Genomic DNA, 25,891 nt, shown 5'->3' with positions numbered 1-25,891 from the left:
TCAGCCGAACACGGCGGCGATGGCATGGTCCAGCGTGTCGATCACGTCGGCGTCGTCGGTGATCGGGCGGACCATCGCCATGCGGCAGGCGTCGGCGGGGGCGATGCCCTGGGCGATCAGGGTGGCGGCATAGACGATCAGGCGGGTCGAGATGCCTTCGTCCAGCCCGTGCCCCTTGAGGCGGCGCCCGGCGTGGGCGACGGCGACCAGCTGTTCGGCCAGGGGGGCGGCGATGCCCGTCTCGGCGGCGACGATCCGCTCTTCCAGCGCGGCCGGCGGGTAGTCGAACTGGAAGGCGGTGAAGCGCTGCTTGGTCGATTGCTTGAGGTCCTTGACCAGGCTCTGGTAGCCGGGGTTGTAGGAAATGACCAGCTGGAAATCAGGGTGCGCGGCCAGCTGCTCGCCTTTCTTGTCGAGCGGCAGGGTGCGCCGGTGGTCGGTCAGTGGGTGGATGACCACCAGCGTGTCCTGCCGGGCCTCGACGATTTCGTCGAGGTAGCAGATGGCGCCGAGGCGGGCGGCCAGGGTCAGCGGGCCGTCCTGCCAGCGCGTGCCGCCGGCGTCGAGCAGGTAGCGGCCGACGAGGTCGGCGGCCGTCATGTCCTCGTTGCAGGCCACGCTGATCAGCGGCTTGCCCAGCTTCCAGGCCATGTACTCGACGAAGCGCGATTTGCCGCAGCCGGTCGGCCCTTTCAGCATGACCGGCAGGCGGGCGGCGTAGGCCGCCTCGTAGAGCGCGACTTCGTTGTCCTGCGGCTGGTAGAAGGGCTGCTTGCGGAGTCGGTAGGCATCGGCGCTGGTCATGGCGGTTTCTCTGTCGGGGTGGGGCGGTTTTATTTGTGGATGCCCAGCTTGTCGCGCCAGCCGGGGTAGAGCGCATCGGCATCGCCCGGGAAGGAGACGAAGGCGCGGGCGAACTCGGGGTGTTCGCGCGCCCACTCGATGGGATCGGCCTTGGCTTTCCAGCATTCGTAGGCCTGGCGCAGCGACTTGGCGCCGGCGGCCGGGCTGTCGATGTGGCCGTAGGAGCCGCCGCCGGCGGTGTTGATGACGTTGCCGTGGCCGAGGTTTTCGAAGAAGCCGGGCAGGCGCAGGGCGTTCATGCCGCCGGAGATGATCGGCGTCGTCGGCTTCATGCCGTACCACTCCTGGTGGTAGATCGGGCCGGTGTAGCTGTCGCGCTCGATGATGTAGGCGATGGCGCGGTCGTCCTTCTCGCCTTCCATCTTGCCGTAGCCCATGGTGCCGACGTGGATGCCGGAAGCCCCTTGCAGGCGCGACATCTTGGCCAGCACGTAGGCGGTGTAGCCGCGCTTGGACTGCGGGCTGGTGACGGCCCCGTGGCCGGCGCGGTGGTAGTGCAGGTACTGGTTGGGGAAGCGCCGGCGGGCGGTGGTGATCATGCCCGGCCCGCCGACGTAGCCGTCGACCAGGAAGGCGACCTTGTCGGCATCCGGCCCGAAGGCTTCGAGGATGTACTCGCCGCGGGCGATCATTTCGTAATGGTCGTCGGCGGTGATGTTGGCCGAGAAGATCTTCGGCTGGCCGGTTTCGTCCATGGCCCGGCGCATGGCGTCGACCACCAGCGGAATCACCTGCTTCATCGGGGCGAAGGTCTGGTTGCCCTGCGGCTCGTCGTTCTTGATGAAATCGCCGCCCAGCCAGAATTCGTAGGCGGCGCGGGCGAAGGGTTCGGGGCGCAGGCCGAGCTTGGGCTTGATGATGGTGCCGGCGATGTAGCCGCCATCCTGCAGCGGCCGGCCGAGAATGCGCCAGAGGTCGGAAATGTCCTTGGCCGGGCCGTCGAACAGCTGGATGGCGCGCGGCGGCACGTGGAAGTCGATCATCTTGGCGTACTCGATGTCGCCCATGCCCTGGTTGTTGCCGATGGTCAGCGTCAGGAAGGAAACGATCATCATCCGGCCGTCGGTGATGTTGCGGTCGAACAGGTCGATCGGGTAGGCGATGCGCATTTCCTCGGCGGCCTCGTCGATCTGGTAGACCAGCGCATCGACGCCCTTGGTGAATTCGTCGGTGGTGCACACCTCGACGTTGGTGCCGGTGGAGGATTCGGCGGCAAAGTGCGCGGCCGCCTCGAGGTAGCCGTAACCTGCCTTGGGTTTCATCCGGTAGGCGCACAGGATATGCGCGCCGCCCGCGATCAGGTCTTCTTCGCGCAGGCTGAGGTCGGCATAGCGGTTCGATTGGTCCATCGTTGGTCTCCTAGGGTTTGTTCGTCGGGGCAACTGATGGACTGAATGCTAGGGGGGGCTACTGATAAATAACAGTCACGTATTTTTACGGGATTGGTCAGCGATGGCTGATGTGTTGCCTGGCGTCGCCCGGGCGGGGGAGGCTGCCGGCAGCGGACTACGGCCGGCGCGCGACGAAGTCCTGCGCGTCGGCAAACCACTGCCCGAAGTCGTCGGCGAAACCGGCGGCGTCGGCGCTGAATGCCTGCTCCCCGCCGGCCAGCGGGTTGGGCTGGCGGGCGCGGCGCGCCATGCGCTGCAGCACGTCGGCGATGCCGGCGAGATCGGCATAGCTGGACAGCCAGTCCTCGCGGGCCATCAATTGCATGGCAGGGCGGGCATGCTCGGGGAGATCGGCCAGGCGGGCGTCGATGTGGCGATAGACGGCGGCGCAGTAGCTGTCGAGCGGCGTCGGCCGCAAGCGGGCCCATTCCCGGGCCAGCAGGTGGTCGTAGAAGATGTCGACGAGCACCCCGGCGTAACGGCGGCGGTCGGCGGCGACGCGGTTGCGGCTGCGCTGGAAGGCCGGGTGCGTCTCGGCATGGCTGTCGATGGCCCGGTGCAGGGCTACGCCGCGCGCCAGGTCGGGCGGCAGCAGGCCGGGCAGCGGCCCCTTGATCCAGTCGCCGACCACGCCGCCGACGATGAGCGCCGGATCGTCGCCGGCCAGCACGGCATGGGCGAGGAAATTCATCGGTCGCCTACTGGCGTTCGCTGTAGGTGGGCACGGTGATGCGGAAGGCCATGGCCAGTAGGCGGGCGAGCAGGATGATGGCCATGCCGGCCCAGGCGGCGATGACCGGCGAAACGCCCAGCGTCTGCAGGCCGATCAGGGCCAGTGCCCCGGCCCAGGCGGCGGAAGCGTAGAGTTCGCCGCGCACGAAGACGAGCGGCACTTCGTTGCACAGCACGTCGCGCAGTACGCCGCCGACGACCCCGGTGGTCACGCCGAGCAGGCTGGCGACCAGCCACGGCGCCTGCCATTCGAGGGCGACCTGGGTGCCGGTGATGGTGAACAGCGCGAGGCCGACGGCGTCCGGGATCAGGAACAGGCGCTGCGGCAGCTTCAGGCCGCGCACGACGAAGAAGACGGCCAGCGTGGTGGCGATGGCGACCAGCAGGTAGGTCTGGTCGGCGATCCAGAACACCTTGCGGTCGAGCAGCACGTCGCGCACCGTGCCGCCGCCCAGCGCCGTGGCCGTGCCGACCATCACCGCGCCGACCAGGTCCATCTGCTTGCGGCCGGCGTCGAGCACCCCGGTCAGGGCGTTGACGCCGACGGCGACGAGGGCGGTCCAGTAGAGCAGGTTTTCCATGGCGGGCTTGCGCTCAGCGCTTCGCGGCCGGCGCGGCGCAGGTGGCCGGGTCGCTGAAATAGGCGCCGACGCCGATGGTGCGCAGGCGCTGCAGGTAGCAGTCGTGGCTGGCCGCCCAGCGATAGCCGCGGTCGTCGGCGAGCAGGCCGGGCAGGTTGGTGAGGTCGAGTTCGGCGATGCGCAGCTTGTGGTTGCCGGTGGCCTGCATCAGGCCCTCGACCAGCAGCAGGTCGGAGATCAGGTAGGCGGCGTGTTTGCGCTCGATGCCCAGGCCTTCGGCCATGTCGTCGAGGCCGAGGCCGGCGTGCAGTTCGAGCGTGGCGCGCAGCATGACCGGCGACAGTTCGTCGATGCCGGCCGGGCGGTTGAACAGGTGGGCCACGGCGGGCGCGACGCCGCGCGTCACCGGGCGGCTGATGGCAGTCATCCGGGCGCCGCCCGGCAGGTCGCGGGCGATGCCTTGCAGGCGGGTGCGCAGCAACTGGCGGGCGCTGTCGAGTTCGGCCGGGCTCATCGGCTGCAGCTTGCAGGGCAGCTCGGCACTGTTGCGCAGCGCCTTGCACAGTTCGCGATGCCACAGCTTCTGGCCGAACAGCGCGCCGAAGGAGTGGCTTTCGCCGGCAATCTGCAGGCTGCCGCCGCCGATGTCGAGAATGTGGCTGGTGGTCAGCCGCTGGCCGAGCAGCTGGCGGGCGCCGAGGTAACCGTAGGCGCCTTCCTGGCGCTGCGGGATGACCAGCACGGCCACGCCGCTGGCGTTGCGGATGGCTTCGAGATCGCCGGCCAGCTTGCGGCGGTCTTCCTGCGCCGCCATGCGCCAGGCGGAAAAGCCGCCGCCCAGACGGGGGCAGCCCCGGTCGAAGCCGCCTTGCGCCGGCAGGTCGCGCAGCGCGGCGACGGTCGGCGGCAGCGTTTCGCCCAGGCCGCGTCCGGCCGCCAGCGGGGCGAGGTAGTCGATATCCGCCCGCAACACCTCCGGGCGGCCGGATTGGCCGGCGCGGATGCCGGATGAGCCCATGTCGAAGGCGACGCGGCAGGGTTCGCCGGCGGTGGCGACGGCGGCCAGCAGGCAGCCGGCCAGTCCGGCGAGCAGGGCGCGCAACGTGGGCATCGGCGGCACGCCGTTCAGAGGTGCAGGTAGCCCATGACGCCGGCGACCAGGCCGAGGGCCGAGGCGCCGTAGACGCCGACCAGCATCCAGCGCTTGCGGGTGAGCAGGGTGATGGCCGACAGCGCGATGGCGATCTGGATCAGCGTGGTGGCCAGCGCCCAGCGTTCGTGGACGTGCATTTCCTTGTTGCTGTGCTCGTCCGAGGCTTTGGCCTCGGCTTCCAGCTTGTCGGCCTCGACCTTGATCTCTTCCTTTTCCTTCTTGTAGCGCTCGATGGCCGCCTTGAACTTCTCCTGCGCCTCGCCGGTGGTCAGCGTCACCGACAGTTCGGCCAGGTTCTGCTTGTTGCTCTTGGCCTGGTAGTAGTTCCACTGGTTGGAGGCGGCCGTCTTCTGGATGGCGGCATCGTTCTTGTAGAGCAGCGCGGCATTCTGCGAGTGGCCGCCCATGTAGCCGAAGATGGCGCCGACCGTCGACAGGATGGCGGTGAGCACCGCGATGCGCGACGTGAAGTTGTCGCCGCCATGCTGGGCGACGTGCTCGACCTCGTGGTCGTGCGGGCCATGAACGTGAAAACCGTGACCGGACATTGGGGAATCCTTTATGGAGGTAGTTATTGTGAGACGCCAATTCTATATTGGGATGCGCGGTCTGTCGGGCAGGTGCTTGTTTCGGGGCGGTGGGGGGGCGGTGCTGGTCTGGCAGGTTGTGTATCAGTGTTACAAAAAAAATTGATTTGGGTTATCAGAAAAGAAACTTTTGTGGTTTTTAATTGTCTCCTCTGCTGGGTTAAGTGATGTCGGTATTTATGCAATGCCTGGTCGAAAGCGTGTTTCTTCTCTTCAGCCGGATATTTCCGGAATTTGGCGAGGCGGCATCGAATCTTTGACGAGTGATGGTCGTGCGACAGTTGAATAAATTCAAACAAAGAATCCTGGCGGCCTTCGGGCTTGCTCTTGCGGTGGTTGTTCTGCTTTCCGGCATTACCTGGAAAGTGGCGGCGGATGCGACGGAATCGGTGCATCGGGTCGCCCACTCCCAGGAGGTGCTTCATAAATTGGCGCGCATCCGGGCCGATACGCTGCAGATTGAAATCACCACCCAAAACTTCCGAATCTCCGGTAACGAAAAGCACCTGGCCGAACGAGACACGGCCATCGTGGAGCGGGAGGGTTTGTTGCGGCAGCTTCGCACGCTCATACTCGACAATCCTCAGCAGCAAACCCATTGGGAGCAATTGCAGGAGGTCATCAATCAGCGTCTCGGCATGGCCAGGCAAGTCGAGTTCCTGCGCAAGACCCAGGGCGCCGAGGCTGCGAATGCGTTTGTCGCGTCGGCTCCGCTGCAGGAAACGCGAGCGAGGATCCGGCAGGTGCTGTCGAACATGGACGAACAGGAGCGTCAGCTGCTCGGCCTGCGTACCACGGATCAATCGAAGGCCCGCTACCGAATGCTGCTCATCGCGGCCTTGGCCTCGACGGCGCTTTTTGCCTTGTTGGTCGGCACCTACTTTCTTGTCCGCCGCCAGGTGAACGAAACGTACGCCAGCCGGCAGGCGCTGGCCGAGAGCGAGGAGGATTTGTCGATCACTTTGCGTTCCATCGGCGATGCGGTGATCGCGACCGATATCGAGCGCCGGATTACCCGGATGAACGCGGCGGCCGAGCAAATGACCGGGTGGCCCTTTGCCGAGGCGCAAGGGCGTTCGCTGGACGAGGTTTTTCGCCTGGCCGACGAACCCGGCGAACCGCCGCTCGCGAACGAGGCGCCCGGGAGCGGCCAGCCTGGCGGGCAGGCCAATCATGCCGCGCTGCTCGCCCGCGACGGCACCGTGTTGCCCATTGCAGACAGCGCCGCACCGATCAGAGGCGCAGCCGGGGACGTACGCGGCTCGGTGATCGTTTTTCACGACGAGTCGGCCGCCCGCGAAGCCCAGCGGACGATTCGCGAGCAAAACATGCTGCTGGAGCAGCGGGTCAGGGAGCGAACGCGACAGCTGCATGAAAGCGAAGGCCACCTGCGGGAAGTCATCAACAATGTTCCGGCGCTGATCGCCTTTGTCGATACCGAGCAGCGCTATGTCTATGTCAATCGGCAGTATCGGGAGTGCTTCGCGCTGAGCAGGCCGGACATTGCCGGTTGCACGGTGCGGGAGATCCTGGGCGACGAGCGCTACGCGATCGCTGCGCCGCTGATTGCCAAGGTTCTTCGGGGCGAACCGCAAAGCTACGATTGGGAGCCCTTCCCGGGCGTCTGGCAGGTCATCAACTATGCGCCGAAGTACGACGATCAGGGGCTGATCGTCGGGTATTACGTGCTGGGCACGGATATTACCGGGCGACGCCGGGCCGAAAGCGCCCTGCGCGACAGCGAGCAACGCCTGGCCAGGGTTCTGGAAGGGGCCGACCAGGGGTATTGGGACTGGAATCTGAAGACCGATGAATTCAGCGTGAGCGGGCGCTGGGAAACCATGCTTGGCTATCAGCCCGGCGAGATGGATGTATCCACCGGCAATTGGCCCGCATTGGTGCATCCGGACGATTTTCCGTCGGCGATTGCTTCCATCGAGCGTCATCTGAGCGGGCAGTCGGATCGGCATGAGGCCGAAATCCGGTGCCTGACCAAGCAGGGCGACTGGCTCTGGGTCCTGACGCGAGGCAGCGTGGTCGAGCGAGCCGGCGATGGTACGCCGCTGATCATGTCGGGTACCCATACCGATATCGCCGAGCGCAAGAAATTTGAGTTGGCGCAGTTGGAAGCGAGCTCGGTGTTCGAACATTGTTACGAGGCCATCATGGTGACCAATGCCGATGGCCAGATTGCCAAGGTCAATCCGGCGTTCACGCGCATCACCGGCTACGGCGGCGACGAGGTCATCGGAAAGTCTCCCGGGGTGTTGGCTTCCGGGCGACACGACGAGAGTTTCTTCCGGGACTTTTGGGCGGCGTTGCAACAGCACGATTTCTGGCAGGGCGAAATCTGGAACCGGCGCAAGAGCGGCGAGCTCTTTGTCGCCTTGCAGTCGGTTTCCGTGGCGCGGGATCACCAAGGCCGCATTCAGCACTACATCAGCGTCTTTTCCGACATCAGTCAGCTCAAGGCGCATGAGGTGGAGCTGGACCGGGCGGCCAACTACGATTCGCTGACCGCACTGCCGAACCGGCGCCTGCTCTCCGATCGCCTCCGGCAGTCGCTGGCCCGCTCGATGCGGAGCGGGAAGTTGTCGGCGATCTGCTTCATGGATCTCGACGGCTTCAAGACGATCAATGACCGCTATGGCCATGCGGCAGGGGACCAGCTGCTGCTGGGCGTCAGCGAACACCTGAAACAGGTGCTGCGGGTTGACGATACCCTGGCCCGCCTGGGCGGCGACGAGTTTGTCGTCCTCTTCAGCGATATCGCCTCGCCGGAGGAATGCACGCAGGTTCTCGACCGCCTGCTGCTGGCGGTACGCAAGCCGGTCAACGTGGAAGGATATCGACTTTTGATTTCCGCCAGCATCGGGGTCAGCCTGTATCCGGCGGATGACGCCGATCCCGATACCTTGCTCCGCCATGCCGATCAGGCGATGTATCTGGCCAAGCTGGCCGGCAAGGACCGCTATCAGCTTTTCGACCCGGAGAACGATCGCATTGCCCAGCGTCACCGGGCTCACCTGGATCGCTTGCGGCAAGGGGTGTTGCGAGACGAATTCCTGCTCTTCTACCAGCCCAAGGTCGACCTGGTGAGCGGCGAGGTGATCGGCGCCGAGGCGCTGGCGCGTTGGCAGCATCCGGAGCGCGGCTTGCTGTCGCCCGGCGAGTTCCTCCCGGACCTGCATGGCAGCGATCTCGAATGCGCGTTCGGCGAATGGGTGATCGAGGCGGCGCTCAGGCAGATCAAAAGCTGGATGGCGATGGATCTGCAGATCACGGTGAGCGTGAACATCAGCGCCAACCACCTGCTGCAGCCCAATTTCGTCGACCGGCTCGGATGTGCTCTGGCGCGCCATGCCTGCGTTTCGCCGGCGATGCTGGAGCTGGAGATCCTGGAAACCGCAGCCTTGAGCGACCTGGACAAGGCGGTTCAGATTCTGGAGCGCTGCATGGCGCTTGGCGTCAGGTTTTCCCTGGACGATTTCGGCACCGGCTATTCGTCGCTGACATATCTGCGCAAACTGCCGATCAATACGCTCAAGATCGACCAGAGTTTCGTCCGCGACATGCTGGACAGCCCCGACGACCTGGGCATCGTTCACAGCGTTATCCAGCTCGCTTCGGCTTTCCATCACGAGGTGATCGCCGAGGGCGTGGAAACCATGGCCCACGGTTCGGCTTTGCGCAAGATGGGGTGCCGCCTGGCCCAGGGCTACGGCATCGCCAAACCCATGCCGGCCGGCCTGATGCCTTCCTGGTGCGGAAGTTGGGCCGAGGCCGAGGCCTGGAAAACGATCTGATCGCCCGCCCGGGGTCTGCTGCTGCCTACGCGAACGGCGACTCGTACGACTCGCCGTTCGCGCGGTGGCGGCGTAGTCCTTACTGCGCCGGCACGCCTTCCTTGAGATACATCGGCGAGCGGGGGCCATAGAGGAGGCCGTTGGGGCGGCCGGCGCTGAGCAGCCTGGCGCTGGTCCGGCCGGCGATGAGATGCCCCTGGCTGCTGATCGTTTCGATGATTTGGCGGATCGCCGCATTGACCAGCATGCCGATCAGGCCGCCGCTGTTGTTGTTGCTGCCTTCGGCGCTGGAGGCGGTCGCTGCGCCGGACCACAGCACATTGCCGCTGCGCAGGTCGACCAGCCGGGCTTCGGCGGTGACGCGGGTTTCGCTGGCGATCACCGCGTAGGAGGTGCCGTATTGCTTGACGTTGATGTACAGCGCCGCGTCGGCGCCGAAGATCTCGCGCAGCTTGCCGATGGGCACGGCGTGTATGTCGGCCGGCACGGTCAGGCCGTTCTGCTTGAAGCTCTCGTCCACCAGCGTCACCGGGAAAACGTAGTAACCCGATTCGGCGAGCGGCGCCGTCGTCTGGGACATCATGCTGTAGGTGGCGGCGATGTCGGGCGAGCTGTTGAGCGGCGGCAGCACGAGAATCGACGCCGGGCGCGCTTCCTTGAAGGCCGTGTAGTCGTAGGCCTGTTGCGTGGCGCAGCCGGCGAGCAGCAGGGTTGCCAGCGCCAGGACGGCGCCGCGCAGCGTGTGGATGCTTTTCATCGGCTGCCTTCCTGTTTTTGTTGCTTCTTCAGCAGGAAGTCCACGTAAACGGCGCTTTCCGGAAACTGCTGCCTTTCGGCCAGCAGGTTCTGTTCGAACAGGTCGGTTCGCCCGGTCTGCCCGTACAGCATGCCGAGGTGCGCCTGAAAGCCCGGCGGCACGGGGCGGCCGCGCGAACGGGCCTCCTCGCGGACCCGTTCCAGGTTCTGGATGCCGTCTTCCGGCCCTTTGTCGCCCTTGAAGTAGGCGTATTGCTGATCCTGGAAGTTGCCCCAGTAATACAGCGGTTGCTGGCGCGTGGCGCAGCCGGCGAGCGTCGCGGCCAGCAGGGCCGTCAGCAACAGCGGGCCCTGTTTCGGGTGGGTTCGAAGCATGCGTCTTCCCGGGTATCAGTTGCCCGGGCGCCAGGCGCCGGTTTCAATGCCGTTGACCAGGCCATCGACGGCCTGACGGATGGCGAGGTCGAGCACCTTGCCGTTGAGGGTCGAGTCGTAGCTTGCCGTACCGCCAAAACCGACCACCTCGCGGTTGGACAGCGAGTATTCGCCGGCGCCGGCGGTGGAGTAGATGACTTCCGAGGTTTGCACATCGACCACGTTCAGCGTCACCTTGGCGTAGGCGATCTGCTGCTTGCCGCGCCCCAGGATGCCGAACAGCTGGTGGTCGCCGACTTCCTTGCGGCCGAATTCGGTGACGTCGCCGGTAACCACGTAGCGGGCGCCCTTGAGCGCCTGCTGTTTTTTGGCAATTTCCGCTTCCTGCCTGATTTCGGACATGTTCTCGCGGTCCAGCACCGAGAAGCGGTTGGTCTGCTGGAGATGGGAAACCAGGATGGTCTTGGCCTGGCTGCCGAGACGGTCGACGCCGTCGGTGAAGATGCCGCGCATGAAGCTCGAGCGGTTGTCGAACTTGCCGACGGAAATCGGCTGGCGGACGCCGACGTAGGGGCGCGCGGCGGCGGCCGTCTGTTGCGGCACCAGGGTGCGGGAATCTTCCGTCGCGCAACCGGAAAGCGTGGCGACCACGGCAACGCAGGCGCAGGCCAGGATGTTTTTCTTGAACATGCTTCTCTCCTCGAGGATGGCGGTACATCCGGACCTGTCGCGCAAGGCGCCTCCGGAAAGATGCAATTGTAGTATCCAAATGGCGATGCCGGAAAAGCGGATTGTCGGCCGAGGGCCGCCAGGGGCGGGGCGGGCGTGCGGCGTACCGCCGGCCCGCTTCCGGTCAGGAGGGCAGGCGTACGAGCGAGGTGTCGCTCAGGCTGTCGAGCACCGCCGCCGCCCCCGAAAAATCCTGCCCCCGCGTGTATTCGCCGACCGTGACCAGGCAGCGCAGCCCGGCGCCCAGCGCCGCGCGCAGGCCGTTTTCGGAATCCTCGATGGCCAGGCAGGCGCCGGCGGGCAGGGCGAGGCGGTCGAGCACCCAGCGGTAGATGTCGGGGGCCGGTTTCTTGGCGGCGACGACGTCGCCGGCGCCGATGACCTCGAACCAGTCGCTCGAACCCGGCGCCAGGCTGGCGTCGAGCAGGGCGCCGACGTTTTCCGGCGAGGTGGTGGTGGCGATGGCCAGCCGGATGCCGGCGGCGCGCGCCTCGGCGATCAGCTCGGCGACGCCGGGGCGCAGGGCGAGGTGGCCGGTGCCGACCAGGCGGACGTAATGCGCCGTCTTGGCGGCGTGCAATTGCCTGATCAGCGTGTCGACATCGGCCCGGGCGGCGACCTCGGGCGCGTAGCGCTCGGCGTAATGGCGCATGCGCTCCTTGCCGCCGGTGATGGCGAGCAGCTCGCCGTACAGGCTTGCATCCCAGTGCCAGTCCAGCCCGTGCTCGGCGAAGGCGGCGTTGAAGGCGGGGCGGTGGCCGTCGCGCTCGGTTTCGGCGAGCGTGCCATCGACGTCGAAGATCAGGGCCTGGAGTGCGTTCATGCGCACACCCTAGCCCGCTCCCGGCGGCCTATCCAGTCAGGTGTTCTGACGTGGGTGATAAGGGGATGTTTATTAAACGATGGCTGAATCAGTGCTTAAGAAAATCTGACTGTTACTTAATTAACGGGTCACTTATCGTGGCTACCAATGCGGTAACACAAGAATGATTGGAGACACCATGCAATTCGGCCGTACGACCCTCTCGAAGTTCGTCATCGAACATACCCGCGCCAGCCATGGCGAACTCGGCGCCCTGCTCATCGACGTCGCCGCCGCCGTCAAGACCATCTCGGCGATGGTCGCCAAGGGCGCGCTCGGCGGCAGCCTCGGCGCGCTGGACAGCACCAATGTCCAGGGCGAGGTGCAGAAGAAGCTCGATGTTCTCACCAATGAAGCCATCCTGCACCATTGCGAGTGGGGCGGCCAGCTGGCCGGCATGGCCTCGGAGGAGATGGACGATCCGTACCGGATTCCCGCCGAGTATCCGCGCGGCCGCTACCTGCTGGTCTTCGATCCGCTCGACGGCTCGTCGAACAGCGACGTCAATGTCTCGGTCGGCACCATCTTCTCCATCTTCACCCGGCCCAGCGCCGGCGATGCCGAGCCGGGCGACTACCTGCGTCCGGGCAGCGAGCAGGTTGCCGCCGGCTACGCCATCTACGGCCCGTCGACGATGATGGTGCTGACCCTCGGCGACGGCACGCACGGCTTCACGCTGGATCGCGAGAGCGGCAACTTCATCCTCACCCATGCCAACATTCGGGTGCCGGAAGAGACCCGCGAATTCGCCATCAACACCTCCAACGAGCGCTTCTGGGAGCCGCCGGTGCAGCGCTACGTGGCCGAGTGCAAGGCCGGCAAGTCCGGCGTGCGCGGCGAGGATTTCAATACCCGGTGGATCGCCTCGATGGTCGCCGAAGTACATCGTATCCTGATCCGCGGCGGCATCTTCATGTACCCGAAGGATAACAAGGACCCGAAGAAGCCCGGCCGCCTGCGCCTGCTCTACGAAGCCAACCCGATGGCCATGCTCATCGAGCAGGCCGGCGGCGCGGCGAGCACCGGCCGCCAGCGCATCCTCGACGTGCAGCCGGATGCCCTGCACCAGCGCGTGCCGGTGATCCTCGGGTCGAAGCAAGAGGTCGAGCGGGTCGAGCGCTACCACCAGGAATACGACACCGGCGCCGACCGTCCCTTCGTTTCGCCATTGTTCTCCGAACGCTCGCTGTTCCGCGATTCCGCTTGAAGCAGCCCTTGGCGATGCCGGCGTAGCGCCCGTTTCGGGCTGCCTTGCCGGGTAAAGAATTCACATCCGCAGGAGAAATCCATGTCCGTCAAACACCCCATCATCGCCATCACCGGGTCATCCGGTGCCGGCACCAGCACGGTGATGCAGAGCTTCCAGCACATCTTCCGCCGCGAAGGGCTGAAGGCGCAGATCGTCGAGGGCGATTCCTTCCACCGCTACGACCGGCTGAGCATGCGGGCCGAGATGAAGGCGCAGGAGGAAATCGGCAACCTGAACTTCAGCCATTTCGGGCCGGAGGCCAACCTGCTGGCCGAGCTGGAACAGCTCTTCGTCGATTACGGCAGCAGCGGTAGCGGCAAGGTGCGCAAGTACCTGCACGATGCCGGCGAGGCCGAGCCGTGGAAGCAGGAGCCGGGCACCTTCACGCCGTGGCAGGACATTCCCGATGCCACCGACCTGATGTTCTACGAAGGCCTGCACGGCGCCTGGGCCGGCGAGGGCATCAACATCGCCAAGCAGGTGGACCTCTGCGTCGGCGTCGTGCCCATCATCAACCTGGAGTGGATACAGAAGCTGCACCGCGACCAGAAGATGCGCGGCTATTCGCAGGAGGCGGTCACCGACACCATTCTGCGCCGCATGCCGGACTACGTCAGCCACCTCTGTCCGCAATTCGGCCGCACCCACGTCAATTTCCAGCGCGTGCCCATCGTCGATACCTCCAACCCCTTCATCGCCCGCGACATCCCGACGGCCGACGAAAGCATGGTGGTCATCCGTTTCGCCAACCCCAAGGGCATCGACTTCCAATACCTGCTCTCCATGCTGCACGGTTCCATGCTCACCCGCCCGAACACCCTGGTCGTGCCCGGCGGCAAGATGGGCCTCGCCATGCAGATGATCTTCACCCCCATGGTCCTCCGCCTGATGGACCTGAAGCGCCGTGCCTGAGGAGAAAGCCATGGAACGAGACCACACCGAAATCGCCTTCCGCCGCGAACTGGCCAATGCCGTCCGCTTCCTCGCCATCGATGCCGTCGAGAAGGCCAAGTCCGGCCATCCCGGCGCGCCGATGGGCATGGCCGACATCGCCGAAGTGCTGTGGCGCGACCACCTCAAGCACAACCCGACCAACCCGCAGTGGCCGGATCGCGACCGCTTCGTGCTGTCCAACGGCCACGGCTCGATGCTGCTCTACGCGCTGCTCCACCTGACCGGCTACGACCTGCCACTCGAACAGCTGCAGAATTTCCGCCAGCTCGGCAGCAAGACCGCCGGGCATCCGGAAGTCGGCCATACGCCGGGCGTCGAGACGACCACCGGCCCGCTCGGCCAGGGCCTGACCAACGCCGTCGGCATGGCGTTGGCCGAAAAGCTGCTCGCCCGACGCTACAACCGGCCGGACTGCGAGATCGTCGATCACCGCACCTGGGTCTTCCTCGGCGACGGCTGCCTGATGGAAGGCATCAGCCACGAGGCCTGCTCGCTGGCCGGCGTCTGGGGGCTGGACAAGCTGGTCGCCTTCTACGACGACAACGGCATCTCCATCGACGGTCACGTCGAGGGCTGGTTCCGCGACGATACGCCGGCCCGCTTCCGCGCCTACGGCTGGCATGTCGTCGGCCCGGTCGACGGCCATGACGCCGCCGCGGTCGGCGCCGCCATCGTCGAGGCCAGGGCCGCCGGCAAGCCGACGCTGATCGTCTGCCGCACGCAGATCGGCTGGGGTTCGCCGAACAAGGTCGGCAGCCACGATGTGCATGGTGCGCCGCTCGGCGCCGACGAGGTGGCCGCCACCCGCGCCGCACTGAACTGGTCGCATGCACCGTTCGAGGTGCCGGGGGCGCTGCGCGAGGCCTGGGATGCCCGGCTGTCGGGTGCCGCCGCCGAGGCCGACTGGCAGGTCAGGTTCGTTGCCTATCGCCGGCAGTACCCCGAACTGGCGGCCGAATTCGAGCGCACCCAGGCCGGCGGCCTGCCCGAGAAGTGGCCGGAAATCCGCCAGGCGCTGCTTGCCATGGCCGGCGCCAAGGATGCCGCCATCGCCACCCGAAAGTCGTCGCAGAACAGCCTCGATTTCTTGGTCGACCGGGTGCCGGAACTGCTCGGCGGCTCGGCCGACCTGACCGGCTCCAACCTGACCGCCGGCAAGGGCAGCCGCGCGCTGCATGCCGCCGCCGAGGGCGAGGTCGCCAACTACATCTCCTACGGCGTGCGCGAATTCGGCATGACGGCGATCATGAACGGCGTCGCGCTGCACGGCGGGCTGATTCCCTACGGTGGCACCTTCGCGGTGTTCTCCGACTACGCCCGCAACGCCATCCGCATGAGCGCGCTGATGAAGCAGCGCGTCGTCCATGTCCTGACCCACGATTCCATCGGCCTCGGCGAGGACGGGCCGACCCACCAGCCGATCGAACATGCGGCGAGCCTGCGCGTCATTCCCGGACTCGATGTCTGGCGCCCCTGCGACGAGCTGGAAACGGCCGTCGCCTGGAGCGAGGCGCTGGAACGCCGCGACGGACCTTCCGCCCTGCTCTTGTCGCGCCAGAACCTGCCTCAGTATGGTGGCGAAGCCCGCCGGGCGGAAGGTGCCAGCCGGGGCGGCTACGTGCTGGCCGAGGCCGACGGCCCGGCGCAGGCGGTGATCATCGCCACCGGCTCGGAAGTATCGCTGGCCATGCAGGCGCGCGATGGGCTGAAGGCGCAGGGCGTCGCGGTGCGCGTCGTATCGATGCCCTGCACGCGGCGCTTCGACCGCCAGCCGGCGAGCTGGAAGAACGCCGTGCTGCCGGCCGAGATCGCCCGTGTCGCCGTCGAGGCGGGGCAGACCGACATCTGGCGCAAGTACGTCGGGCTCGATGGCGAGGTGCTCGGTATCGACGAGTTCGGCGAATCCGGTCCGGCGCCGGCGCTCTACCGGCACTTCGGCCTGACCGTCGACAACCTGGTGCAGACCGTGCTGCGCGCCGTGGTGCGCGCCGGCGGCGCCGATGGGGATTTTTAGTTGCTAGTCGTTAGTCCCCTGGTCGTTAGCAAGAGCGACAAGCTCACAACGACGACGGGCCGAGCTGGCAACCAATCACTAATTACTCACAACTATCAGGAGACTTTCCATGCCTATACGGGTGGCAATCAACGGCTTCGGCCGCATCGGGCGCATGGCCTTCCGGGCCATCGCCGAACAGGCGGAATTCGCCGATCTCGAGGTGGTCGCCATCAACGACCTGCTCGAGCCGGAGTATCTCGCCTACCTGCTCAAGCACGACTCGGTGCACGGCAAGTTCGCCGGCGACATCGTGGTCGATGGCGACAAGCTGATCGTCAATGGCCGCAGCATCCGCCTCAGCGCCGTCAAGAACCCGGCCGAGCTGAAGTGGGACGGCGTGCGCGCCGACGTGGTGATCGAGGCGACCGGCCTGTTCCTGACCGAGCATAGCTGCCGCCAGCACCTCGAAGCCGGGGCGCGGAAAGTGGTGCAGTCGGCGCCGGCCAAGGACGAGACGCCGATGTTCGTCTACGGCGTGAACCACGACCGCTATGCCGGCGAGGCCATCGTTTCGGCCGCATCCTGCACGACCAACGGCCTGGCCCCGGTGGCCAAGGTGCTGCACGAGAAGTTCGGCATCAAGCGCGGCCTGATGAGCACGGTGCATGCGGCGACCGCCACGCAGAAGACGGTCGACGGCCCGTCCGGCAAGGACTGGCGCGGCGGACGCGGCATCCTGGAAAACATCATCCCGTCCTCGACCGGCGCCGCCAAGGCCGTCGGCAAGGTCATCCCGGCATTGAACAAGAAACTGACCGGCATGGCCTTCCGGGTGCCGACCTCGGATGTCTCGGTGGTCGACCTCACCGTCGAGCTGGAGCGCGAGACGAGCTACGAGGACATCTGCGCCGCCATGCGGGCCGCCGCCGAATCCGGCCCGCTCAAGGGGGTGCTCGGCTATACCCGCGACAAGGTGGTGTCCACCGACTTCCGCGGCTGCGGCCTGCCCTCGGTGTTCGACGCCGACGCCGGCATCGCGCTCGACGCCAGCTTCGTCAAGGTCGTCGCCTGGTACGACAACGAGTACGGCTACACCTGCAACCTGTTGCGCCTGGTGCGCCACGTCATGCACTGAGGAGGAATCATGGCTCTCATTTCCCTGCGCCAGCTGCTCGACCACGCCGCCGAGCACCAGTACGGCCTGCCCGCCTTCAACGTCAATAACATGGAGCAGATCCAGGCCATCATGCAGGCCGCCGAAGCCTGCGCCAGCCCGGTCATCCTGCAGGCCTCGGCCGGCGCCCGCAAGTACGCCGGCGAGCCTTTCCTGCGCAAGCTGGTCGAGGCTGCCATCGAGCAATACCCGGATATCCCGGTCTGCCTCCACCAGGACCACGGCACCTCGCCGGCCGTCTGCCAGCAGTCGATGCGCAGCGGCTTCTCCAGCGTGATGATGGACGGCTCGCTGTGCCCCGACGGCAAGACGCCGAGCACCTACGCCTACAACGTCATGGTCACCGCCAAGGTGGTCGAGATGGCCCATGCCATCGGCGTCTCGGTCGAGGGCGAGCTGGGCTGCCTCGGCTCGCTGGAAACCGGCGAGGCCGGCGAGGAGGACGGCATCGGCGCCGCCGGCAAGCTCGACCACGCGCAGATGCTGACCGACCCGGAAGAGGCTGCCGATTTCGTCGAGCGCACCGGGGTCGACGCGCTGGCCATCGCCATCGGCACCAGCCATGGCGCCTACAAGTTCACCCGGCCGCCGACCGGCGAAATCCTCGCCATCGACCGCATCAAGGCCATCCACGCGCGCATTCCCAACACCCACCTGGTCATGCACGGCTCGAGCAGCGTGCCGCAGGAATGGCTGGCCGTCATCCGCCAGTACGGCGGCCGGATGAAGGAAACCTACGGCGTGCCGGTCGAGGAGATCGTCGAGGGCATCCGCCACGGCGTGCGCAAGGTCAATATCGACACCGATATCCGCCTCGCCATGACCGGCGCCATGCGCCAGGCGATGGCCGAGAAGCCCGATGAATTCGATCCCCGCGCCTTCCTCAAGGCGGCGGTGGCGGCGGCGCGCGACATCTGCCGCCAGCGCTTCGAGGCCTTCGGCAGTGCCGGCCAGGCCAGCCGCATCAAGCCCGTGGCGCTGGAAAAAATGACCGCGCTGTACCGTTGATCTAGCCGTTTTCTCTACTGCGGTAGTCTGCTTTGGCCCCGAAGTCTGGGGCCGTTTTTTTGGAGCCCGCCATGAACCGACCGCAATACGTCATTGCACCGAGCATTCTGTCCGCCAATTTCGCCAAGCTGGGCGAAGAAGTGGCCAACGTCATCGCCTCGGGGGCCGACTGGATACACTTTGACGTGATGGACAACCATTATGTTCCCAACCTGACCATCGGGCCGCTGGTTTGCGAAGCGATCCGGCCGTGCACCACGGCGCCGATCGACGTGCACCTGATGGTCAAGCCGGTGGACCGCATCATCCCCGATTTCGTGAAAGGCGGGGCCAACATCATCACCTTCCACCCGGAAGCCTCGCACCACATCGACCGCAGCCTGTCGCTGATCCGCGAAGGCGGCTGCCAGGCCGGCCTGGTCTTCAACCCGGCGACGCCGCTCGACCACATGGACTACGTCATGGACAAGCTCGACGTCATCCTGCTGATGAGCGTGAACCCCGGCTTCGGCGGCCAGAAGTTCATTCCCGGCACGCTGGCCAAGGCGAAGCAGGCTCGCGCCAAGCTGGACGCCTACGAACAGCAGACCGGCCGGCGCATCCGGCTGGAGATCGATGGTGGCGTCAATGTCGGCAACATCGCCGAGATCGCCCGCGCCGGTGTCGATGCCTTCGTCGCCGGCTCGGCCGTCTATGGCGCCGGCAAGGACAGCGACGCGCATCGCTACGACTCGATCATCGCGGCGCTGCGCCAACAGCTTAAGGACATCTGACATGCGCTTCAATTCGGTCACCTTCGACCTCGACGGCACCCTGCTCGATACCGTTCCCGACCTCCACGCCGCCAGCAACGCCATGCTCGCCGAACTCGGCCTGCAACTGCGCAGCGAGGAAGAGGTCCGCGACTTCGTCGGCCAGGGCGTCGTCGTGCTCGTGCTGCGCTGCCTGCGCGACCGCGTCGTTCCCGAGGGCGAGGTGCTGGATCGCGCCATCGCCATCTTCCAGCGCCACTACGCCGCCATCAACGGCACAAAAAGCCGCGTCTTTCCCGGCGTGATCGACGGCCTGGACGCCTGGCGGGCGACCGGCCTGCCGCTCGCCGTGGTCACCAACAAACCGGCCGCCTTCACCGGGCCGCTGCTCGAGCGCATGGGCCTGAGCGGCTACTTCGCGACCGTCGTCTCGGGCGACACCACGCCGTACAAGAAACCCCACCCCGCGCCGCTTCTCCATGCCTGCCGGGCCATGGGCAGCCTGCCGGAACGCAACCTGCACATCGGCGATTCGATCCACGACGTTCACGCGGCGAGGGCGGCGGGGAGCACGGCTTACTGCGTCACCTACGGCTATAACGAGGGGCGGGCGCTCCGCGCGGAGGACTGCGACCGGCTGCTGGATTCGTTCTGCGCGGCGCTTGCCCCGCCGGGATGAGTCAGGCGCTCGGGGGCGGCAGGCATCGCCGGTTCAACGATCCCAATACGGAGTCGGCCCGAAACGCTTCATCAGGAACTCGATAAAGGCCCGGACTTTCAGCGGCAAGTGCCGGTTGGGCAGGTGCACGGCGTAGATGAAGCGTTCGGTGGGCACGTAGCCGGGCAGGACTTCGACCAGGCGTCCTTCCTGCAGGTCCTTGCCGACGATGAAGGTGGGGAGCAGGGCCAGCCCGAGGCCGCCGAGCACCGCCTGGGACAAGGCCTCGTCGTCGTTGATGCGCAGGGTGCCGGAGACCGGTATCGAGACGTCTCCGTGATGCCCGTTGAGGTGCCACATCCCTTGCGTGTTCATGAAGGTGTAGTCCAGGCAGTTGTGCCGGGCCAGGTCTTCCGGGGCGAGCGGAATGCCGCGCCGGGCGAGGTAGGCAGGGCTCGCGCAGATCTTGCGGCGGATCGGCGCCAGTTGGCGTGCGACGAGGTTCTGGCCCGGCTCGCGCGTGATGCGCAGGGCGATGTCGTAGCCCTCGTCGGCGAGGTCGACCAGGCGGTCGCTGATGGTCAGGTCGACGCTGAGGTCGGGGTAGCGCGCCATGAAGTCGGGCAGGGCCGAGGCCACGTGCATGGTGCTGAAGGCGACCGGGGCGCTGATCTTCAGCTTGCCGCGCGGCTCCTGGTGCAGTCGTGAAATCGTCGTGTCCGCCTGGTTGAGCTCCTCCAGTATCCGGTCGCAGTGCTCGAAATAGGCCTCGCCCACGTCGGTCAGGCTCAGGCTGCGGGTGCTCCGGTGCAGCAGGCGCACCCCCAGGTCGCTTTCCAGGCGGGCGACGGCTTTGCTGACGCGCGATTTCGAGACGTTGAGACGGCGCGCCGCCTCCGAAAAGCTGCGGACTTTGACCACGTGGGCAAAGAAAAGCAGGTCGTTGATGTCGTGCATGGGGGTGTGCGTATTGTTATCGAAACAGAAACAGTTTTGTTCAGATTCGGTGGCTTATCAAGCCTGGCTTCCGACTTTATGATCCGATATTCCAAAAGCGGCCAGCTTGCCTTCTCGGAAAAACCCCAAGGAATCAGTGGGGATTCAAACCGTCGGTTCATTGCGCGCGCTCGTTCTCGGCGGATTTTTCGTTCGCCATGACGGCGGCTCGGTTTTCCGCATCAAGCCTGCGGTTTGATTGTTGCCGAACCGCTATCAATGTTGGCGCATTTTCTTGCGCCCGATGCGGCGGTGCGCGCCGCTTTCCGACAGTTGGCCGCTGACAACGAACCAGGGAGCAATGATGCGTTACCAGAGTTTTGAGGATTTCATCCGGCAGGTGGCCGTGCGCAATCCGGGGCAGCCGGAGTTCCTGCAGGCGGTGAGCGAAGTCATCGAAAGCCTGTGGCCGTACATTGCCCAACACCCGAAATATGCCGAACACGGCCTGCTCGATCGTCTGCTGGAGGCCGAGCGCATCATCGTCTTCCGCGTGTCATGGGTCGACGACAAGGGCGAGGTCCAGGTCAATCGCGGCTACCGCATCCAGCATTCCTCGGCCATCGGGCCGTACAAGGGCGGCATCCGCTTCCATCCCTCGGTCAACCTGTCCATTCTCAAGTTCCTGGCCTTCGAGCAGACCTTCAAGAACGCGCTGACCACGCTGCCCATGGGCGGCGGCAAGGGCGGCTCGGACTTCGATCCGAAGGGGCGCAGCCCGGGCGAGGTGATGCGCTTCTGCCAGGCCTTCGTCAGTGAACTGTTCCGCCACGTCGGTGCCAATACCGATGTGCCGGCCGGCGACATCGGCGTCGGCGGCCGCGAGGTCGGCTTCATGGCCGGCATGTACAAGAAGCTGGCGAATCGCGCCGACTGCGTGTTCACCGGCAAGGGGCTGAGCTTCGGCGGTTCGCTGATCCGGCCGGAGGCAACCGGCTACGGCACCGTCTATTTCGCCGAGGAGATGCTCAGGCAGCGGGGGCGCAGCTTCGACGGTCTGCGCGTCAGCGTTTCCGGCGCCGGCAACGTCGCCCAGTACGCCATCGAAAAGGCGATGGCGATGGGCGCCAGGGTCGTCACGGTGTCCGATTCGAGCGGCACGGTGGTCGATGACGGCGGTTTCACGCCGGACAAGCTGGCCGAGCTGATGGATGTGAAGAACCATCGCTACGGCCGCGTGAGCGATTACGCCAAGCGGGTCGGCGCCGTTTTCCAGCCCGGTGTCCGCCCCTGGCACGTGCCGGTCGATGTCGCCCTGCCCTGCGCCACGCAGAACGAGCTGGACGGCGAGGATGCGAAGATGTTGCTCGGCAATGGCGTCATCTGCGTTGCCGAGGGCGCCAACATGCCGTCGACCGCCGATGCGGTGAAGGTGTTCGAGGGCAACGGCGTGCTCTACGCGCCGGGCAAGGCCAGCAACGCCGGCGGCGTGGCGACTTCCGGCCTGGAAATGAGCCAGAACGCCATGCGCCTCTCCTGGCAGCGCGACGAGGTCGACGCCCGGCTGCGCGAAATCATGGTCAATATCCATGAAGCCTGCCTGACCTACGGTCGGGCGGCGGACGGCAAGGTCAGCTATGTCAATGGCGCCAATATCGCCGGTTTCGTCAGGGTCGCCGACGCCATGCTGGCTCAGGGCGTCGTTTAAGCGCTCGCCAGCCAGGGAGGTTCCATGCACCGGCGCTACGAAAGGCACCCTGTCAGCTGCGAAATCGATGGCGAGGTTCTTTCGGGCTACTACTGGGTGGCGGGCATGATTCTCGTCGTATCGACGGCATCCGGCGGCACCAGCCGCCAGCTGGCCAACCGCCAGCCGGACGATCTGGCAAGAAGCCTGTTGCGGGAACTGTTGCTGGCCAACCGGGAGAATGCCGCACCCCCGGCGGCGTGAGTCGACTGCCGGCGACGGGGTGTTTCAGGTGGCCGGCCGGTCCCAGTAGGGCTCTGCGCCGATATGGGAGAGCATGAAATCAATGAAGACCCGGACCTTGTTCGGCAGGTGGCGCGTCGGCAAATACATGGCGTAGACGTGGCGCTCGACCGGGATGTATTCGGACAGGACGGCCTGCAGGTTGCCGTCCTGCAGCGCCTTGCCGACGATGAACGTGGGCAGCAGTCCGACCCCCAGTCCGCCGAGGACGGCTTGCGACAAGGCCTCGTCGTCATCGACGTGGAGCGGGCCGTTGATCGGCACGGAAATCTCCCCTTCCGGCCCGGTGAAGCGCCATCGCCCGGGCTCGCCGGAGCGCGTGTAATCCAGGCAGTTGTGCGTGACCAGGTCGGCCGGCGTGCGGGGAATGCCCCGCCGGCGGAAGTAGTCGGGGGTCGCGCATAACTGGCGCCGCACCGGCGCCAGCGGGCGCGCCACCAGGTTGGGCGGCGGGTCGCTGCTGACGTGAATGGCCACGTCGTAGGCTTCCTCGGCCAGGTTGACCCAGCGGTCCGTAATGCTCAGGTCGATCTTGAGCTCCGGGTGGTGCGGCAGGAACTCGGCCAGGGCCGGGGCGACATGCAGGGTGCCGAAGGCCACCGAGGCGCTGACGCGCAAGACGCCCCGCGCCTCGCTGCTGAGGCTGCCGACCAGCTTCTCGGCCTCCGTTGCTTCTTCCACGATGCGGGCGCAGTGCTCGGCAACCGCGGTGCCGATTTCGGTCAGGCTGAGATGGCGGGTGGTCCGGTTCAGCAAATGCGCGCCGAGCGATTTTTCCAGCTTGGCTACCGCCTTGCTGATTGCCGAGCGGGAGGTCCCGGCCCGCCGGGCCGCCTCGGAAAAACTGCCCGCCTCGACCACCCGGGCGAAAACAGCCATCAGATTCAAGTCGGCCATGGGTGCCTGAGGCTCCTGTTCATCATCGCGTCTTGCAATTGTTTCCTTGTGGGAACCATTTTGATGCCGGTTTAACGGCTATCGGGATGCTTGCCGGGGCAGTAGCATGTCATCCCATGAATGCAGCCAATTTTGCCAAAACATCCGCCGTGCCCAAAGATTGCCCGGTATTCGGAGAGCCTGTCCTGAGCCTCGAAGACTACGCGCGCTTACGCGGATATGCCCTGAACGATGAACTGGCGGACGAATTGGATCGGGCAATTGTAGTTCAAAAGGAACAGGTTCCGGAGGATGTGGTGACCATGAACGTCCGTTGCGTCTATCTGGACGAGCGCCTGGGAACGCAGCGCGAAATCGAACTGGTCTTTCCCGAGGAGGCTGACCCCGCGGCGGGCAAGGTATCGGTGCTGACGCCGGTCGGCAGCGCCTTGATCGGTTTGCGGGTCGGCCAGGACATCGCGTGGGATTTCCCCGACGGCTCGGTGCGCCGATTGAAGGTCACCGGCGTCCGTAAAAGCGCCGCCTAGCGTCGCCCATCGGCGGCCTCCCTTGGCCGGCCCGCAAGCCGGGCTGGCTGTTCGTCCATTACCCATCCACGGAGACTTCAATGAAATTCGCCATCGAAACCGTTGCCGAAACACAGAAAACCACGCTGGCCGCCGCTGGCGCCTTTGCCGAAAGTGTCCTGGTCGTTACCGAGAGAGCGATGCTGCTCAATATCGAGCTGACGCGAAGCGCTTGCGAGCAATCCGCCGCGATGACGAAGGCCTGCCTTGACGCTTGCCTGGTCATGGACAGTGCCTTCGTTCCCCATTCCCTTTTCAAGTCGGGTGGCGATTGACCCTGGTTTTCAGGCGTGCGCTATGTCTTGGCGGGAAGGGCTTCGGAAGGCCCGTCGAGTAAGGCGCCCAGCGCCTCTTCGGTGTCCGGCGGGGTGTCGCCCCGCTGCGCCAGCCAGACAAACCTGCCGGCCGGCGCGCCGGCGACGGCCGCCCGGGCCGGTGCCAGCTCGGTGCGGTCGTTGATCAGCACCACGACGCGGCGCAGTTCCGGGGTCGCGGCGAGGGTTTGCAGCTCGTAGAGGCAGCCCTGGTTGGCGGCGACGAAATTGCGCAGGTCCATCAGCACCACGTCGCTGACGCGCAGCAGTTCGGTCAGCGCCTGCTGCCAGGTGGTGTCGTGGCAGTAGCATTCGTTGACCCGGTAACGGCCCTCGATGTCGGGTCGCCATTCGAAGGCGGCGAGGCGGGGGGCGACTTCTTCCGGGCGGCGGATGAAGCGTTCGGCGAGGCGGCCGTCGAGGAAGGTGAAGATGTCGTCGGCGTCGATGGTGCGGTCGACCAGGTCGGTGCCGGCGATGAGCACGGTGTTGCCGGTCAGGCGCCAGCGTTCGATGACGCGGTCGAACAGCGCCAGCACGTTGGCGTCCTGCTGGAAGACGCGCAGTACGAGCAGCGTCGGCGGGCGGCCGGGCGGGCGGTGATCGGTGCGCAGGTGAAGCAGCCAGGCGCCGAGCGGTATCCAGACCAGGGGCAGGAAATGGAGCAGGGCGCCCCAGCCTTCGCTGGCGATGGCGCCGAGGGCGGGGCCGACCAGGGCGATGACCCAGACGGCGGTGAACAGGTAGAACAGTTCGGACAGCCGGCGCGCAGCGTAGGCCTGCCCCAGCCAGCGGCCGATGGCGCGCGCCGGCCACCAGGCGAACAGCCAGGGGAGCAGGGCGAACAGCGCGATGGCGGTGACGGCGCCGATATGGCTGGCCAGCCAGTAGGCGAGCGGGCTTTGTTGCTCGACCAACGCGGCGAGCAGGTCGATGCCGGCCTGCGAGGCCCAGCACAGCACGATGAACAGCGGCGCCAGCCACGGCGCGACGGCGCGCGTGGCGCTGCCCAGGCACAGGGCGCTGACGACGATCAGCGGCAGGCCGATATCGAACAGCATCCATCCGAAGACCTGGGCGAAGCCGATGTTCTCGTTGGTACGCCAGCTGAGCAGCGCGACGGCGGCGACGAACCAGAGCAGCAGGGTGCCGACGAAGCGCCGGCGCGGCCAGCGGTGGATGACGGCGATGACCGGCACCACCGGCCAGGCATACGCCGCGCACAGGGTGCTCACGGAAATGAGGGTGATCGGCCCGTCGAACATGACCTGCGTGAGCAGCGTCCGGTTCAGGGAAATGACCAGGGTGATGCCGAGAAAGGCGAGGATCAGCTGCCGCGCCGCCTCGCGGTTGCCGGCCAGGGTGACCGGCACGGCCGGGTTGCCGGCGGTATGAGGCAAAGGCTTGGCTGGCTTGCCGGGGGGCGCGGTGGCGGCATCGACGGGGGCCTTCATCAGCGCCTTCATGGCCGCCCGGTAGCGTGCGGCGACGATCAGCGCGCCAAAGAACGAAAGCGCCGTGGCAATGATCAGCAGGGTGGCGATCTTGCCGGGCAGCATGT

The 25,891-nt window shown here is 66.1% G+C and carries 25 protein-coding genes; 12 read left to right on the top strand and 13 right to left on the bottom strand.

The genetic code is table 11. The features are described 5' to 3' along the window. The 6 genes from Q0P59_RS05075 to Q0P59_RS05050 form a co-directional block, all read right to left on the bottom strand. A complete protein-coding gene (locus Q0P59_RS05075; protein ID WP_295004237.1) occupies nt 1-804 on the bottom strand; it encodes a CbbQ/NirQ/NorQ/GpvN family protein in 804 nt (267 codons plus the stop codon). 29 nt (nt 805-833) lie between these two features. Further along, the gene (locus Q0P59_RS05070; protein WP_295004235.1) at nt 834-2,213 is read right to left on the bottom strand and encodes a ribulose-bisphosphate carboxylase; all 1,380 of its coding nucleotides are present in this window, start codon (nt 2,211-2,213) and stop codon (nt 834-836) included. Nucleotides 2,214-2,370: 157 nt separating this feature from the next. After that, entirely contained in the window at nt 2,371-2,946 is a 576-nt protein-coding gene (locus Q0P59_RS05065; protein WP_295004232.1) for an ACP phosphodiesterase, read from the bottom strand. A 7-nt stretch (nt 2,947-2,953) separates the two neighbouring features. Beyond that, nucleotides 2,954-3,568, bottom strand: coding sequence for a TRIC cation channel family protein (locus Q0P59_RS05060; RefSeq protein ID WP_295004230.1), 615 nt, complete (start codon nt 3,566-3,568; stop codon nt 2,954-2,956). A gap of 13 nt (nt 3,569-3,581) precedes the next feature. Continuing rightward, nucleotides 3,582-4,679, bottom strand: coding sequence for a hypothetical protein (locus Q0P59_RS05055; RefSeq protein ID WP_295004228.1), 1,098 nt, complete (start codon nt 4,677-4,679; stop codon nt 3,582-3,584). Between the two features lie 14 nt (nt 4,680-4,693). Beyond that, nucleotides 4,694-5,269, bottom strand: coding sequence for a DUF4337 domain-containing protein (locus tag Q0P59_RS05050; RefSeq protein ID WP_295004226.1), 576 nt, complete (start codon nt 5,267-5,269; stop codon nt 4,694-4,696). Between the two features lie 305 nt (nt 5,270-5,574). Between Q0P59_RS05050 and Q0P59_RS05045 the strand changes: the two genes are divergently transcribed. Next, nucleotides 5,575-9,114 (top strand): EAL domain-containing protein, encoded by a 3,540-nt coding sequence (locus Q0P59_RS05045; RefSeq protein ID WP_295004224.1) that lies wholly within the window; start codon nt 5,575-5,577, stop codon nt 9,112-9,114. 79 nt (nt 9,115-9,193) lie between these two features. Here Q0P59_RS05045 and Q0P59_RS05040 read toward each other — a convergent pair whose 3' ends face one another. From Q0P59_RS05040 to Q0P59_RS05025, 4 genes are all read right to left on the bottom strand, one after another. Further along, nucleotides 9,194-9,871 carry a DUF799 domain-containing protein gene (locus tag Q0P59_RS05040; RefSeq protein WP_295004222.1) on the bottom strand — a complete coding sequence of 226 codons (678 nt, stop codon included), beginning with the start codon at nt 9,869-9,871 and terminating at the stop codon, nt 9,194-9,196. After that, on the bottom strand, nt 9,868-10,245 hold the full coding sequence (locus tag Q0P59_RS05035) for a DUF4810 domain-containing protein (RefSeq protein ID WP_295004220.1): 378 nt from the start codon (nt 10,243-10,245) through the stop codon (nt 9,868-9,870). Before Q0P59_RS05035 ends, Q0P59_RS05040 begins: the two co-directional genes overlap by 4 nt. A gap of 15 nt (nt 10,246-10,260) precedes the next feature. Further along, nucleotides 10,261-10,935: a CsgG/HfaB family protein gene (locus Q0P59_RS05030; RefSeq protein WP_295004218.1), complete on the bottom strand. Its 675-nt coding sequence runs from the start codon at nt 10,933-10,935 to the stop codon at nt 10,261-10,263. 163 nt (nt 10,936-11,098) lie between these two features. After that, on the bottom strand, nt 11,099-11,797 hold the full coding sequence (locus Q0P59_RS05025) for an HAD family hydrolase (protein WP_295004216.1): 699 nt from the start codon (nt 11,795-11,797) through the stop codon (nt 11,099-11,101). Between the two features lie 178 nt (nt 11,798-11,975). On the opposite strand from Q0P59_RS05025, the gene Q0P59_RS05020 reads away from it, so the two are divergent. The 7 genes from Q0P59_RS05020 to Q0P59_RS04990 all read left to right on the top strand — a co-directional run bounded on the left by Q0P59_RS05020 (nt 11,976) and on the right by Q0P59_RS04990 (nt 19,648). Continuing rightward, a complete protein-coding gene (locus Q0P59_RS05020; RefSeq protein ID WP_295004214.1) occupies nt 11,976-13,043 on the top strand; it encodes a class 1 fructose-bisphosphatase in 1,068 nt (355 codons plus the stop codon). Between the two features lie 81 nt (nt 13,044-13,124). Then, nucleotides 13,125-13,997: a phosphoribulokinase gene (locus tag Q0P59_RS05015; RefSeq protein ID WP_295004212.1), complete on the top strand. Its 873-nt coding sequence runs from the start codon at nt 13,125-13,127 to the stop codon at nt 13,995-13,997. 10 nt (nt 13,998-14,007) lie between these two features. Beyond that, nucleotides 14,008-16,053 (top strand): transketolase, encoded by a 2,046-nt coding sequence (gene tkt, locus Q0P59_RS05010; RefSeq protein ID WP_295004210.1) that lies wholly within the window; start codon nt 14,008-14,010, stop codon nt 16,051-16,053. Between the two features lie 109 nt (nt 16,054-16,162). Continuing rightward, on the top strand, nt 16,163-17,170 hold the full coding sequence (gene gap / locus Q0P59_RS05005) for a type I glyceraldehyde-3-phosphate dehydrogenase (RefSeq protein WP_295004208.1): 1,008 nt from the start codon (nt 16,163-16,165) through the stop codon (nt 17,168-17,170). 9 nt (nt 17,171-17,179) lie between these two features. Then, nucleotides 17,180-18,217, top strand: coding sequence for a class II fructose-bisphosphate aldolase (gene fba / locus Q0P59_RS05000; protein WP_295004206.1), 1,038 nt, complete (start codon nt 17,180-17,182; stop codon nt 18,215-18,217). A gap of 71 nt (nt 18,218-18,288) precedes the next feature. Beyond that, complete coding sequence (gene rpe, locus Q0P59_RS04995) at nt 18,289-18,990, top strand: ribulose-phosphate 3-epimerase (protein ID WP_295004204.1); 702 nt, start codon at nt 18,289-18,291, stop codon at nt 18,988-18,990. A gap of 1 nt (nt 18,991) precedes the next feature. Next, nucleotides 18,992-19,648, top strand: coding sequence for a phosphoglycolate phosphatase (locus Q0P59_RS04990; RefSeq protein WP_295004202.1), 657 nt, complete (start codon nt 18,992-18,994; stop codon nt 19,646-19,648). Nucleotides 19,649-19,681: 33 nt separating this feature from the next. Here Q0P59_RS04990 and Q0P59_RS04985 read toward each other — a convergent pair whose 3' ends face one another. Next, complete coding sequence (locus tag Q0P59_RS04985) at nt 19,682-20,584, bottom strand: LysR family transcriptional regulator (RefSeq protein WP_295004200.1); 903 nt, start codon at nt 20,582-20,584, stop codon at nt 19,682-19,684. A gap of 343 nt (nt 20,585-20,927) precedes the next feature. Between Q0P59_RS04985 and gdhA the strand changes: the two genes are divergently transcribed. Together gdhA and Q0P59_RS04975 are read left to right on the top strand one after the other, a co-directional pair. Then, a complete protein-coding gene (gdhA, locus tag Q0P59_RS04980) occupies nt 20,928-22,271 on the top strand; it encodes an NADP-specific glutamate dehydrogenase (protein WP_295004419.1) in 1,344 nt (447 codons plus the stop codon). Between the two features lie 24 nt (nt 22,272-22,295). After that, nucleotides 22,296-22,514 carry a hypothetical protein gene (locus Q0P59_RS04975; RefSeq protein ID WP_295004198.1) on the top strand — a complete coding sequence of 73 codons (219 nt, stop codon included), beginning with the start codon at nt 22,296-22,298 and terminating at the stop codon, nt 22,512-22,514. 24 nt (nt 22,515-22,538) lie between these two features. Here the strand turns inward: Q0P59_RS04975 and Q0P59_RS04970 are convergent, their stop codons facing one another. Then, nucleotides 22,539-23,450 carry a LysR family transcriptional regulator gene (locus Q0P59_RS04970; RefSeq protein ID WP_295004196.1) on the bottom strand — a complete coding sequence of 304 codons (912 nt, stop codon included), beginning with the start codon at nt 23,448-23,450 and terminating at the stop codon, nt 22,539-22,541. A gap of 116 nt (nt 23,451-23,566) precedes the next feature. Between Q0P59_RS04970 and rnk the strand changes: the two genes are divergently transcribed. Together rnk and Q0P59_RS04960 are read left to right on the top strand one after the other, a co-directional pair. Next, a complete protein-coding gene (gene rnk / locus Q0P59_RS04965; RefSeq protein ID WP_295004194.1) occupies nt 23,567-23,977 on the top strand; it encodes a nucleoside diphosphate kinase regulator in 411 nt (136 codons plus the stop codon). Nucleotides 23,978-24,057: 80 nt separating this feature from the next. Further along, complete coding sequence (locus Q0P59_RS04960) at nt 24,058-24,291, top strand: hypothetical protein (RefSeq protein ID WP_295004192.1); 234 nt, start codon at nt 24,058-24,060, stop codon at nt 24,289-24,291. A gap of 20 nt (nt 24,292-24,311) precedes the next feature. Here Q0P59_RS04960 and Q0P59_RS04955 read toward each other — a convergent pair whose 3' ends face one another. Continuing rightward, nucleotides 24,312-25,889, bottom strand: a complete 1,578-nt coding sequence (locus tag Q0P59_RS04955) for a hypothetical protein (RefSeq protein ID WP_295004190.1) — start codon at nt 25,887-25,889, stop codon at nt 24,312-24,314. Between the last annotated feature and the right edge of the window lie 2 nt (nt 25,890-25,891).

The sequence above is a fragment of the uncultured Dechloromonas sp. genome (genome assembly GCF_945957265.1).
Lineage (GTDB): Bacteria > Pseudomonadota > Gammaproteobacteria > Burkholderiales > Rhodocyclaceae > Azonexus.
This window is presented reverse-complemented; position numbering and strand designations above follow the sequence as displayed.